General features: G+C 62.2%; 12 protein-coding genes. 11 read left to right on the top strand and 1 reads right to left on the bottom strand.

From position 1 onward, the window contains the following. The first annotated feature begins 120 nt into the window (after positions 1-120). The 7 genes from GQ39_RS08620 (at position 121) to GQ39_RS08650 (ending at position 6504) form a co-directional block, all read left to right on the top strand. Complete coding sequence (locus GQ39_RS08620; protein ID WP_047528884.1) at positions 121-1101, top strand: quinone oxidoreductase family protein; 981 nt, start codon at positions 121-123, stop codon at positions 1099-1101. A gap of 14 nt (positions 1102-1115) precedes the next feature. Then, positions 1116-1964, top strand: coding sequence for a TauD/TfdA dioxygenase family protein (locus GQ39_RS08625; RefSeq protein ID WP_047528886.1), 849 nt, complete (start codon positions 1116-1118; stop codon positions 1962-1964). Between the two features lie 87 nt (positions 1965-2051). Then, complete coding sequence (locus GQ39_RS08630; protein WP_047528888.1) at positions 2052-3104, top strand: 3-keto-5-aminohexanoate cleavage protein; 1053 nt, start codon at positions 2052-2054, stop codon at positions 3102-3104. Positions 3105-3195: 91 nt separating this feature from the next. Beyond that, the gene (locus GQ39_RS08635; protein WP_047528890.1) at positions 3196-4518 is read left to right on the top strand and encodes an MFS transporter; all 1323 of its coding nucleotides are present in this window, start codon (positions 3196-3198) and stop codon (positions 4516-4518) included. After that, positions 4515-5177, top strand: coding sequence for a DsbA family oxidoreductase (locus GQ39_RS08640; RefSeq protein WP_047528891.1), 663 nt, complete (start codon positions 4515-4517; stop codon positions 5175-5177). The genes GQ39_RS08635 and GQ39_RS08640 overlap by 4 nt, the downstream gene beginning before the upstream one ends. Further along, the gene (locus GQ39_RS08645) at positions 5174-5497 is read left to right on the top strand and encodes a Rieske (2Fe-2S) protein (protein ID WP_047528893.1); all 324 of its coding nucleotides are present in this window, start codon (positions 5174-5176) and stop codon (positions 5495-5497) included. The genes GQ39_RS08640 and GQ39_RS08645 overlap by 4 nt, the downstream gene beginning before the upstream one ends. Beyond that, on the top strand, positions 5494-6504 hold the full coding sequence (locus tag GQ39_RS08650) for a YeiH family protein (protein ID WP_047528894.1): 1011 nt from the start codon (positions 5494-5496) through the stop codon (positions 6502-6504). The genes GQ39_RS08645 and GQ39_RS08650 overlap by 4 nt, the downstream gene beginning before the upstream one ends. Positions 6505-6670: 166 nt before the next feature. Here GQ39_RS08650 and GQ39_RS08655 read toward each other — a convergent pair whose 3' ends face one another. After that, positions 6671-7723: an AraC family transcriptional regulator gene (locus GQ39_RS08655; RefSeq protein WP_047528896.1), complete on the bottom strand. Its 1053-nt coding sequence runs from the start codon at positions 7721-7723 to the stop codon at positions 6671-6673. A 257-nt stretch (positions 7724-7980) separates the two neighbouring features. On the opposite strand from GQ39_RS08655, the gene GQ39_RS08660 reads away from it, so the two are divergent. The 4 genes from GQ39_RS08660 to GQ39_RS08675 all read left to right on the top strand — a co-directional run bounded on the left by GQ39_RS08660 (position 7981) and on the right by GQ39_RS08675 (position 13231). Then, positions 7981-8547 (top strand): RBBP9/YdeN family alpha/beta hydrolase, encoded by a 567-nt coding sequence (locus tag GQ39_RS08660; RefSeq protein ID WP_047528898.1) that lies wholly within the window; start codon positions 7981-7983, stop codon positions 8545-8547. A gap of 131 nt (positions 8548-8678) precedes the next feature. After that, the gene (locus GQ39_RS08665) at positions 8679-10694 is read left to right on the top strand and encodes a DUF1302 domain-containing protein (RefSeq protein ID WP_047528899.1); all 2016 of its coding nucleotides are present in this window, start codon (positions 8679-8681) and stop codon (positions 10692-10694) included. A gap of 39 nt (positions 10695-10733) precedes the next feature. Further along, complete coding sequence (locus GQ39_RS08670) at positions 10734-12092, top strand: DUF1329 domain-containing protein (RefSeq protein ID WP_047528900.1); 1359 nt, start codon at positions 10734-10736, stop codon at positions 12090-12092. Positions 12093-12157: 65 nt separating this feature from the next. After that, on the top strand, positions 12158-13231 hold the full coding sequence (locus GQ39_RS08675; protein ID WP_047528902.1) for a WD40/YVTN/BNR-like repeat-containing protein: 1074 nt from the start codon (positions 12158-12160) through the stop codon (positions 13229-13231). The last annotated feature ends 19 nt before the right edge of the window (positions 13232-13250 follow it).

The raw sequence follows: 13250 nt of genomic DNA on the forward strand, positions 1-13250 counted from the left end.
TTGTCATGAAATGAAAAGCCGTTGTCGTCTGATGAGAAGCGATGACTGAGCCGCAGACCTACAGTCCAATCAGCGCAATTCGACGCACTCGCCAAAACGCAGATTGGAGAATAAGAAAAAATGGCCAAAGCCGTTCGCTTTTACGAAACCGGTGGTCCCGAGGTGCTTCGTTACGAAGAGGTCGAAGTGGGGGATCCGGGCCCGGGCCAGGTTCGTCTTCGTCACGTGGCGGTCGGCCTGAACTATGCCGACACCTACTTTCGCAACGGCACTTACCCGATCCCGCTGCCGAACGGTATGGGGGTCGAAGCGTCCGGCGTGGTCCAGGCCGTGGGCGAAGGGGTGACCAATGTCCAAGTGGGTGATCGCGTCACCTATACCGGGTTTCTCAATACGCTGGGGGCCTACAGCACCGAGCGTCTGATCCCGGCGGCACCGCTGATCAAACTTCCGGAAACCATCAGTTTCGAGACCGCCGCCGCCATGACCATGCGCGGCCTGACGTCGTCGTACCTGATGCGCCGCATCTACGATTTCAAGGTCGGCGACAGCATTTTGCTGCACGCTGCCGCCGGCGGGGTCGGCCTGATCGTTTCGCAGTGGGCCAAGCTGCTGGGCCTGACCGTGATCGGCACCGTATCCACCGAGGTCAAGGGCGAAATCGCCCGGGCCCATGGCTGCGACCATGTGATCAATTACAGCCATGAAGATGTCGCCCAGCGCGTTCGCGAACTGACGGACGGTGTCGGCGTCAACGTGGTATTCGACAGCGTCGGCAAGAACACTTTCATGGGTTCGCTGGATTCGCTCAAGCGCCGCGGCCTGATGGTCTGCGTCGGTACGGCTTCCGGCCCGATCCCGGCGTTCGACCCGGTGATGCTGGCGATGAAAGGCTCGCTGTTCCTGACTCGCCCGGCGCTGGCCGATTACATCGCCGACCCTGCGGAAAAAGCGGCCCTGGCCGGTGAATTGTTCGACCACGTCGGCAATGGCCGGATCAAGATCGAGATCAACCAGCACTACGCCTTGCAGGATGCCGTACAGGCCCACCGGGACCTGGAATCGCGCAAGACCACTGGCTCGTCGATTTTCGTCATTTAAGGGAGTCCGCTGCCATGAAAGTCGAACAATTGACCTGCAACATCGGTGCGGAACTGATCGGCGTCAATCTTGCCGACGCGATCCATGACGAGGGTCTTTTTGCCGAGATTCGCGCCCAGTTGCTCACCCATCGAGTGGTGTTCCTGCGCGACCAGAACATCAGTCGCGCCGAGCACGTGGCGTTCGCCCGGCGCTTTGGCGAGCTGGAAGATCATCCGGTGGCCGGCAGTGATCCGGATCACCCCGGCCTGGTGCAGATCTACAAAAAGCCGGACCAGCCGATGGACCGCTACGAAAACGCCTGGCACACCGACGCCACCTGGCGCGAAGCACCGCCCATGGGTTGCGTGCTGCGCTGCGTGGAGTGCCCGCCGGTCGGTGGCGACACCATGTGGGCGAACATGGTCGAGGCCTACGCCAACCTGCCCGATGACGTGAAGGTGAAGATTGCCGACCTGCGCGCCCGCCACAGCATCGAAGCGAGCTTCGGCGCGGCCATGCCGATCGAAAAACGCCTGGCGCTGAAGGCCCTGTATCCGGACGCCGAGCACCCGGTGGTGCGCACCCACCCGGAAACCGGGGAGAAGGTGCTGTTCGTCAACGCCTTCACCACCCATTTCAGCAACTACCACACCCCCGAGCGGGTGCGTTTCGGCCAGGACGCTAACCCTGGCGCGAGCGAGCTGCTGCGCTACCTGATCAGCCAGGCGTACATCCCCGAGTATCAAGTGCGCTGGCGCTGGAAGCCCAACAGCGTTGCCATCTGGGACAACCGCAGTACCCAGCATTACGCCGTCATGGATTACCCGCCGTGCCATCGCAAGATGGAGCGCGCCGGGATCATCGGCGACAAGACTTACTGATCGACCCCTTCTGCATACGCACTCGTAAACACGTCTGCCCGGCACGATCCCGGGTGGACGGGACAATCATAAAAACAGGAGTAAACCATGCAATTCTTCGACGATTCCCTGCACCCCGAAAACATGGAAAAGGTCGTCATCACCGTGGCCCCCTACGGCCCGGAATGGATGCCGGAAGACTTTCCTGAAGACATACCGCTGACCATGGACGAGCAGGTGCAGAAAGCGGTCGAGTGCTACGAGGCCGGTGCCACGGTCCTGCACCTGCACGTGCGCGAACTCGATGGCAAGGGGTCCAAGCGCCTGTCCAAGTTCAACGAGCTGATCGCCGGTGTGCGCGAAGCCGTGCCGGACATGATCATCCAGGTCGGCGGCTCGATTTCCTTCGCCCCTGAAAGCGATGGCGAAGCGGCCAAGTGGCTGTCCGACGACACTCGCCACATGCTGGCCGAGCTGACGCCAAAACCGGATCAGGTCACGGTGGCGATCAACACCACCCAGATGAACATCATGGAGCTGCTGTATCCGCAATACCTGGAAGGCACCTCCCTGGCCAATCCGTTGTTCCAGGCCGCCTACAGCGAAATGACCGTGCCGGCCGGTCCGGCCTGGGTGGCCGAACACCTCAAGCGCCTGATGGACAACGGCATCCAGCCACACTTCCAGTTGACCGGCATGCATGCCCTGGAAACTCTCGAGCGCCTGGTGCGCAGAGGCGTGTACATGGGCCCGCTGAACCTGACCTGGATCGGCATCGGTGGCGGTTTCGACGGTCCGAATCCGTTCAACTTCTTCAACTTCATCCACCGTGTTCCGAACGGCTGCACCCTGACCTCCGAATCGCTGCTCAAGAACGTGCTGCCGTTCAACACCATGTCGATGGCCATGGGCATGCACCCGCGTGTGGGCAACGAAGACACTATCATTGATCACAAGGGCGAACGTTTCGGCTCGGTCGCACAGATCGAGCAGACCGTGCGCATCGCCCATGAACTGGGTCGCGAGATCGCCACCGGCAAAGAAGCCCGTGAGATCTATCGCATCGGTGTGCAATACCAGAGCATCGAAGAAACCCTGTTGGCCAACGGCATGGCCCCCAACCGCAAGGCCGGGCAAAAAGGTGTGCCGCAGCGCGGCTGACCGGCAGTGGCGGCGAGAGGCCGATGGCCTCTCGCTCACTGCATGCAACACGCTTGATAACAACAATAAAACGAAGCTTTGAGGAGGCTGCATGGCCTTTCATCCAATCGCTGCGGACGATGACGACTGCAGTGGCGTCGGCGTTGCGCGCAAATATGCCTGGATCGTCTTTGCACTGACGTTCGGCCTGTTGATTTCCGACTATATGTCGCGTCAGGTGCTGAACGCGGTGTTCCCGATGCTCAAGGGCGAGTGGTCCTTGAGCGATGGTCAGCTCGGCTTGCTCAGTGGCGTTGTCGCCCTGATGGTCGGCTTGCTGACGTTTCCCCTGTCGTTGCTGGCGGACCGCTTCGGTCGGGTCAAGAGCCTCGCCCTGATGGCGCTGTTGTGGAGTGTGGCCACTCTGGGTTGTGCCCTGGCCCAGGATTACCAGCAGATGTTCATTGCCCGGTTCATGGTCGGGGTCGGTGAAGCGGCTTACGGCAGTGTCGGTATCGCGGTGGTGATTTCCGTGTTTCCCAAACACATGCGGGCCACCCTGGCCAGCGCCTTCATGGCCGGCGGCATGTTCGGTTCCGTGTTGGGCATGGCGTTGGGCGGAGCCATCGCGGCCAAACTGGGCTGGCGCTGGTCGTTTGCCGGCATGGCGCTGTTTGGCCTGCTGCTGGCGGTGCTGTACCCGATCATCGTCAAGGAAGCCCGTATCGCACCGAAGCGCATGGTCAACCTGGCTGCCGCCAAGGCCAGGCAACCGTTGCGTACGCTGTTTTCCAGCCGTTCGGTGATCGCGACCTACGTCGGCAGCGGCTTGCAGCTGTTCGTCGGCGGCACCGTGATCGTGTGGATGCCCAGTTACCTGAACCGCTACTACGAAATGGGCACGGACAAGGCCGGAGGCATGGCCGCCATCATCGTGCTGTGCAGCGGCGCCGGGATGATTCTGTGCGGCATGCTCAGTGATCGCCTGTGCCGGCAATCGCCTGAGCGCAAGGTGGCCCTGGCCATTGCCTATTGCCTGGGCAGTTGCCTGCTGTTGTCGGCGGCGTTCGCCCTGCCGGCGGGGCCCGGGCAACTGGCGCTGATCTGCCTGGGCATGTTGATTGCCGCTGGCACCACCGGTCCCGCCGGGGCGATGGTCGCCAACCTGACCCCGTATTCATTGCACGGTACAGCGTTCGCCACGTTGACCCTGGCCAACAACATGCTGGGCCTGGCGCCGGGGCCGTTCATCACCGGCAGGGTGTCCGACTTGATCGGCCTGCATGCGGCCTTCCAGTGGGTGCCTCTGGTCAGCCTTGGGGCAGCAGCGGTGTTCTTTTATGCCAAGTGTCATTACCACAGAGATATTGCCCGCCTTCAGGGTCAGCGTGTGCCTGATCCTGTCAATGCAGCCGGGTTAGAGGTGAAGTTGTGAGTCGTCGCTTATCCATTGATGTGTTTTTCGATTTCATCTGCCCTTGGTGCCTGATCGGCAAACGCCAATTGGAGCATGCGCAAGTGCAGTTTCGCAGTCGCTATCCGGACGTGCAGATCACCACGGTGTGGCATGGGGTGCAGTTGCTGCCTCAGTTGCCCGTGGAAGGTGAGCCCTTCGCCGATTTCTATCGCAAGCGTCTGGGCAATGCCGAGGCCATGACCATGCGTCAGGCCCAGGTACAGCAGGCTGCCTCGGCGGTTGGGCTGGCCATCGACCTCAGCCGCATTGCGACGATGCCCAACACCGCTGATGCCCATCGCTTGTTCGAGCGTGCGAGCGTGCTGGGCAATGCCACCCAGCGTGAAATGTTGCTCGAACGAATGTTCGCCGCTTATTTCCGCAAAGGCGAAAACCTGGGTTGCCGAGAGACCTTGCTCGCCATAGCCCGCTCTTGCGGCGTCGATGCGGACAGTGTGCTCGATTGCCTGAAGGGCGATGCGACGCCCTTTGCCGGATCCCCCGGTGCGACCAGTGGCGTGCCGAGCTTTCAGTTTGACCGGCGCATGACCGTGATCGGGGCACAACCCGCGCAGGCGCTGCTCGGGGCCATGAGCGAAGCGCTCAAGGAAAGTGAGCGCGAGCGGCAACCGGCATGACCAGACGTATCCCCGTACCGGCCGGCAAACACCCGCAGGCCGGTGGTCGCGCGCTGTTCGAGTTCGAGGACAAAAGCCTGGCGCTGTTCAACGTCGACGGGCAGTTGTTCGCCATCGACGACAGCTGCCCGCACCAAGGCGCGTCGCTCTGTGGCGGGCGCCTGGAGGGCCGGGTGATCCAGTGCCGCGCCCACGGCCTGCGCTTCGACCTGCTCAGCGGCTACCTGCTCAATTCCACCCAGGTCAAGGTCACCCACTACCCGGTCGAGATCATCGACGACCAGGCGTTCATCATCATTTCCCAGGAGTCCGCGCCATGAGCGCCATTGCTCTTACCCGTATCCATAGCCGCACCCGCGAATTGGCACCGGGGTTCGTTGTCAGTCTGATCGTGGCCGCCGCCGCGTCGTTTTTGTCCGAGCATTACGGTGCCCCGGTGATGCTGTTCGCGTTGCTGCTGGGCATGGCGCTCAACTTTCTGGCGGGTGACGGCGCCTGCAAGGCCGGCATCGAGTTCACCGCTCGCAGCGTGTTGCGCATTGGCGTCGCGCTGTTGGGCATGCGCATCACCCTGGAACAAATGGCCGCGCTGGGCTGGAAACCGGTGGCCCTGGTGGTGATTCTGGTGTTCGTGACCATTAGTGTCTCGGTGATCGCGGCCAAGGCCATGGGGTTCCAGCGCCTGTTCGGCATGCTCACCGGCGGGGCCACGGCGATCTGCGGCGCATCGGCAGCGCTGGCCCTGGCGGCGGCGTTGCCCAACCATCCGCAGAAAGAGCGGGCTACCTTGTTCACGGTCATCGGGGTTTCGGCGCTGTCGACCCTGGCGATGATCGTCTATCCGATGATCGCCAATTGGCTGGCCTTGTCGCCGCAAGTGGCCGGTGTGTTTCTCGGCGCCACCATACACGATGTCGCCCAGGTCGTCGGGGCCGGTTACAGCATGTCGACCGAGACCGGCGACACCGCCACCGTGGTCAAGCTGATGCGCGTCGCCATGCTGCTACCGGTGATCGTCAGCGCCGCGATGATTACCCGCATGCAAGGCGCCGATCCCACCGGCAAACGGCCGCCGCTACTGCCGTGGTTCGCGGTCGGTTTTCTGATACTGGCCTGCATCAACAGCACCGGCTGGGTGGTCCCGGCGGTGCAGGGCGCGGTCAATGAACTGTCGCGCTGGTGCCTGGTGGTGTCCATCAGCGCCCTGGGCATGAAAACCCAGCTCAAGGAACTGGCGGCCGTGGGTATCAAGCCGATCCTGCTGATGGTGGGGGAAACCGTGTTCCTGGTGGTTCTTGTGCTGCTGTTGCTGCACTGGGGGATGTAAACCCGGCTGCTCGCGACCGCATTCAACAAGCGGCGCCACATTGTGTTCACTCCGACGCAGTGCGGCACTCGACCGGCGTCATAAGCACCGGTTCCTTTACGGCGACTGTACCAGCAGTCGTCGTTTTTTTTATTTGGAGGCTGCCTACAGGAAGATCTGCGCGTGTTCAGGGTTTCTCTGGATCGGAAAGGACGCTGCTGTCTGCCGCCTTGGCACTGCCAGGCTTATGAGTGGTGCGCCAAACGGCTGGCGGCATGTCGAACTGGCTGATGAACCAGCGCGTGAACGAGCTCGCCATGGAGTAGCCGAGCATGTCGGCGATTCGGCTCAGCGAGTAATTGGGGTTGTCCAGATAGCGCAGCACCAGGTCGCGACGCACATCGTTGATCAGGTCGTTGAACGCGCAACCATCCTCTTTGAGGCGACGTTGCAGGGTCCGTACGTTCATGCCCTGGGTCTGGGCAATCTGCTCGATCGTGGCGCGCCCCATCGGCAGCAGCAGGTAAATGGCCTTGCGCACCTCAAACAGCATCGACGGCCCTTCGTGGCTCTGTAGCGAATCCAGGTAGCTTTGGGCGTAACGGGCCATGGCCGGGTCGGCATGGGGATTGGTCATGTCGAGGCTGGCGTCTGGGCAGACAATGCCATTGAACTCACTGCCGAACTCCAGGTTGCAACCAAACAGGCGGCGATGCAGGTGCAGGTTTTCCGGGGCCTGATGGGTGAAGTTGACGCTGTACGGATGCCAATGCGTTCCCAGCAGGGCCGCGCACAGACGGAACATCACGCCGATGGCCAGCTCATTGGCCTGCCGGCAGGACATCGGAGACTCGGTGACCACCTCTTCACGGATGATCACCATCTTGCCCGCTTCCTCGACGAAGATCGCCAACGAGTCGTTCATGAGATGGCGGTAATGCACCAGCACCTGCAACGCATCACGCAGCGTCCGCTGATGCGTGAGCAGCAGGCTGACCACGCCAAAGTCCGAGAGTTGACGCGACTCGGCCATGCTCAGGCCGAAGGTCTGACAACCGCTGGCGGTCGCTGAAAGCTCCAGCAGACGCACCGCGGAATCGATTGGAATGCGTTGTTCGGGGGCCAGCAGGCGGGCCTTGCTCAGGCCGACCTGCGCCAGCACATCATGCGGATTGAACCCCAGGTAATGGGCTACATCCAGGTAGTTGGTCAAGACAGCGGCGCGAACGAGCTTGGTCATGAAGAGGTCATCCCTGGAGCGTCTCGATGGAGTTGAGCGGGGCGGACTATATCCAGCACATCATGAAATGAAAAGTTTTTGAAGCCATGTTTTGCGCGTCCACACGACCACCAATCAGGCGCTCTTGTCCTGTCATCAAAAGAAAAGTCGGTGTCGTCAAATGAAAAGCGTAGCGGGTGGGCGCTCTTTAATGTCGGTACTACAAAAAGATTCTGGCGAAACAGCCAGGCGAGCTACCGAGAAGGTGAGGTGTTCAAGTGAACAAACTGCAAACCGCCGCTACCGTTCTGATTGTACCGGGTCTGCGCGACCACGTTGCCGAGCATTGGCAAACGCTGCTTGAGGCCCGGTTGAACAACGTACGCAGCGTCCCGCCGCTTGAAACCGACAAGCTCGACTGCGCTGCCCGGGTCCGGGCGATCCAGCATGAACTGGAACAAATCGACGGCCCGGTGATTCTCGTCGCCCATAGCGCCGGCGTGCTGATGGTCGCCCACTGGGCCGCCCGCCACAGCGGCTCGATCAAGGGCGCTCTGTTGGCCGCGCCGCCGGACCTCAATGCCACCTGGCCGGCAAACTACCCGTCCCCTGAAACCCTCAAAGCCAACGGCTGGGCCCCTCTGCCTGCCGGTGCGCTGCCGTTTCGCAGTCTCGTGGCGGGCAGCACCAACGATCACCTGGCCAGTCTCGAGGCCGTCACCCGCATGGCCCGCGACTGGGGCAGCGAACTGGTCAACCTCGGCGAGGTCGGCCATCTCAATCCTGCTTCGGGCTTCGGCCACTGGCCGCAAGCCGAAGCCCTGATTCTGGAACTGGATCGCTAATCAGGCACCTGGCCGGGCGTGATCCGTCCGGCAATTGCTCTAACGCGTGAAAAAAACGCAGGCCTCTCAGCAGGGCCTGTGCATGGAAAGCTGCGCTTAAAAAACAAGTACAACATGGCGGAGACAACGTAATGCATAACAATAAGAGTCACAGCCACACACTTCCTTCGCGACACAGTCTGTTGGCCCTGGCCATTCTGGCGGCGTCCATGCAGGTCGCTCACGCCGTCGAGGTGGATACCGGCAACCCTGACTGGTCGGTACGTTTCGATAACACCGTGAAGTACAACTACGGCGTGCGCACCGAAGGCGCCGACAAGCGCATGTTGGCGACCCCCAACAATAACGACGGTGATTACAACTTTCGCAAGGCCGGGACCAACATCACCAACCGCGTCGATCTGTTGACCGAAATGGATGTGGTCTACCAGCAAAGCATGGGCTTTCGGGTCAGTGCCGCGAGCTGGTACGACAAGGCGTATGAAAACACCGGTTCCAATTCCAACCCGTTCGTCAACGGCAATGGCGGCACTTCCGGCCTGGTCGCCAATGACCCGCGCCTGGCGGCGGTTACCAACGACAACGTCGGCTTCGGCAGCCCGCACCTGAGCAACTATGCCCAGCGTTATTACAACGGACCTTCCGGGGAAATCCTCGACGCCTTCGTGTTCTACAGCACCGAAGTGGGCGATGAGTCGATGTTCAGCATCAAGGCCGGGCAACACAACGTGTTCTGGGGTGAAACCATCCTTAACCCGGTGCATTCGATCAGCTACGGCCAGTCCGGCCTGGACCTGGCCAAGCTGGCCGCATCGCCGGGGACCGAAGCCAAGGAACTGTTCGTTCCTCGCAATCAGATTTCGATGACCTTCACCCTCAATCCCGAATTGACGGTGGGCGCCCAGTATTTCCTCGATTGGGATGCGGCGCGCCTGCCCGAGGCCGGGACCTACTATGGCGGTTCCGACCTGGTGGGCTTCGGCGCGCAGTCGTTCCTGCTGGGCAATACCAACTCCGTGACGCCGGGCAGCCCGCTCGGTTGTGGCATCGCGCCTTGCAACGGCCTGACCAACGTGCGCCGCGGCGATGACCTGACACCGCGCAATTCAGGCGATTGGGGCGTCATGGCCAAATGGTCGCCCGCCTGGCTGGACGGTACGCTGGGCTTCTACTACCGCCAGACGTCGGACATCTTGCCGCAAGCCTGGCTCGACGCCCGAGGCGTGAGCTCGGTCAACCCGAACGGTACGCGGCCAGCGGGCCAGGTGCCGGCGGTGGTCAATACCCTGAACTCCCTGAGCACCGCCACCTATCAACTGGCTTATTCCGACAAGATCGACATCTTCGGCTTGAGCCTGTCCAAGGACATCGGCGGCATCAGCGTCGGCAGTGACCTGAACATCCGGCACAACATGCCCCTGGCCAGTATTCCGGCGATCGTCAGCACCAGCAGCCCGCTCGGACTGGGGCACGGTCTTGGCCTGTTGCCAGCGCGTTCGGCGGCCAGCGGCGTGATCTATGACACCCCGCACGATGGCGACAGCATGAGCGCCACCGGTGACACGCTGCACTGGACACTCAACGGTCTGATGAGCCTGCCGAAAACGCCGGTATACGATTCGGCGACCCTGCTCGCCGAGCTGTATTACAGCAACCTGCTCAAGCTCGATAGCAAGAACGAGGCGCTCTACAAAGGCAAGAGCACCTATCGCGGTATCGATGCGCCGACCCGCGACAACTGGGGCATCGCCGTCAACTTCACCCCGACCTGGTATCAGGTGTTTCCGGGCGTCGACATGAGCCTGCCGATGTCGGTCAACGTCGGCCTCGCTGGCGTGTCCCCGGTCTCCGGCGGCGGCGCCAAGGACACCGGCAACTACGCGTTCGGCGTCGGTGCCGCGGTGTACAACAAGTACTTCGTCGACCTCAAGTACGTGGACTCCTTCGGCAAGACCGACAAGTGCAATGTCAGCGGCAACAGCACCGGTGCTGCCAATGCCGGAAGCGGCGACGGCTCCACGCCGAACGCCTTCAGCGGTAACGAAAACTATGCGTGCTACGCCGGTGGCTATTCAGCCTTCTCGGGTGGCGGTGCGACCACCGAAGACCGTGGTGCCCTGTACCTGACGCTGAAAACCACCTTTTGATTCACCCAATGCTTAGTCACTAAGCAGGAGTATGACCCCATGAAATTCGTGCAAACCTTGCTGGCCGCTTCCCTGGTCATGGCCATTGGCGCCCAGGCGCAGGCCGCCGTTTCGACTCAGGAGGCCGCCAAACTGGGCAGCAGCCTGACCCTGGTGGGGGCCGAAAAGGCCGCCAGCGCCGATGGTGCCATTCCCGCCTATGCCGGCGGGCTGACCACGGCCCCGGCCAGCTTCAAGGCAGGCGACAGCATGCGCCCGGACCCCTTCGCCAGTGAAAAGCCGGTATTGGTCATCGACGGTAAAAACGTTGATCAGTACAAAGGCATGCTCACTGCCACCACCGTGGAGCTGGCCAAGCGCTTCCCGACCTTCCGTGTCGATGTCTACCCGACCCACCGCACCGTTGCATTGCCCCAGGCGGTGCTGGACAACAGCGTGAAGAACGCCAGCGGCGCCAAGTCCCTTGAAGGCGGCCTGGCCATCGACAACGTCTTGCCGGGCGTGCCGTTCCCGATCCCGCAATCGGGCAGCGAGGCGATGTGGAACTTCCTGCTGCGTTATCAGGGCGTCAACATCAACTCCAAGTACGACTCCTGGAACGTCGACTCGGCCGGTGTACCGAGCCTGGCGACCACCGGGCAGGCGTTCATCACTTACCCGATCTACGAAAACCTGGCGCAGACCATCAGCAGTGCCGACGTGTACTACCAGATGAAGCTGTATTACACCGGGCCGGCGCGCCGCGCCGGTGAGTCGATCATGCTCAAGGACGCCGCCAACCCGCTGCAGCAGCCGCGCCGCGCATGGCAGTACCTGCCGGGTCAGCGTCGCGTCAAGCTGGCACCGAACCTGGCCTACGACACGCCTAACCCGGGTACCGCCGGTGCCGGTACTTACGACGACGTGTTCGTCTTCAACGGTGCGCTGGATCGCTACGATTGGAAGCTGGTCGGCAAGCAGGAAATGATCGTGCCGTACAACACCTACAAGCTGACCTACGCCCAGGACCCGAAAAGCCTGACCACGCCGAACCACCTTGCCCCCGATTTCGTGCGCTGGGAGAAACACCGCGTGTGGGTGGTCGAGGGCAACCTCAAGGCCGGCGCACGCCATGTCTACCAGAAGCGTCGCTTCTACCTGGATGAAGACAGCTGGGCCGCTCTGGCCTCCGACCAATACGACGCACGGGGTCAGCTCTACCGTGGTTCCTTCGCGTTCCTCAGCCAGAGCTATGACAAGCAAGTGCCGGACTCCACGCCCTTCATGATCTACGACCTGGTCGGTGGTTCCTACAACATCAACGGTGTGGTCGGGCCTTACGGCGGTATCCGCTACATCGACTCGCTGTCCAAGGCGCAGTGGTCGCCGGAGTCCCTGGCAGGCGCCGGCATTCGCTAAGCGCCGTGTTGGACGCCGGGTGCACATGAGGTGCGCCCGGCGCGGTCTTTCCAAGAGGACGCAGTATGTGTTCGTACAAGAAGTACCTGCAGTTGGCGCTGGGCGCCACACTGGCTGTGCTCCAGGGCTTCACCCAGGCGGCCGGTTACGTCGACGTGCTGGACCTGCCAGCCCGGCCCAGCGCCCTGGCCGCGCACAGCCCGTTGCTCGGCGCGGCCCGCGCGGGTGAGCGACTGGTCGCGGTCGGGCAGCGAGGCCACATTCTCTACTCCGATGACAGCGGCAACGCCTGGCAGCAGGCCGCCGTGCCGGTCAGCGCCGACCTCAACGCCGTGAGCTTCCCTTCGCCCACCCAGGGCTGGGCGGTCGGTAACGACGGCGTGATCCTGCACAGCAGCGATGCCGGCGCGACCTGGAACAAGCAACTGGACGGCCGCCAGATCGGTGCCTTGCTGGTCAAGCATTACAGTGCGCTGGCCAGTGCCGAACCGGCCAACGAACAATGGGCGCAGCTGGCCGCGGATGGTCAGCGACTGGTCGAGGAGGGCGCCGACAAGCCACTGCTCGACGTCTGGTTCGCCAATGAAAAAGTCGGCTATGTGGTGGGCGTGTTCAATCTGATTCTGCGTACCGAGGATGGCGGTCAGCACTGGACACCGTTTCAAGACCGCACCGATAACCCGCAAAGTCTGCACCTCAACGCCATCGCCTCCACGGGGGATGGGCTGTTCATCGTTGGCGAACAGGGGCTGCTGCTCAAATGGGATGAACCCAAGCAGCGTTTCGTGGCGCTGGATTCGCCCTACCAGGGCAGCTTTTTCGGTGTGATCGGCAAGCCCGGCGAAGTGCTGGTGTATGGCCTGCGCGGGCACGTGTTCCGCAGCGTCGACGGTGGCGCCAGCTGGACGGCGCTCAGTACCGGCCTGCAAGTCAGCCTCACGGCGGCCACTCTGGATGCCGAAGGACACTACCGACTGTTGAGCCAGGCAGGACAGCTATTGGTTAGCACCGACGATGGCGCGCACCTCCAGCCGCAGCCCCGAAAAGACATCTCGCCGGCCGCCGGCGCGATCACAGCTCCCAACGGCGGGCTGGTATTGGTCGGCAGCCGTGGCGTGCGCGCACTCGACGTCAAATAAGAACTGGATTCACTAGAGC

This window comes from Pseudomonas sp. 11/12A, from assembly GCF_000800055.1.
GTDB classification, from domain to species: Bacteria; Pseudomonadota; Gammaproteobacteria; order Pseudomonadales; family Pseudomonadaceae; genus Aquipseudomonas; species Aquipseudomonas mohnii.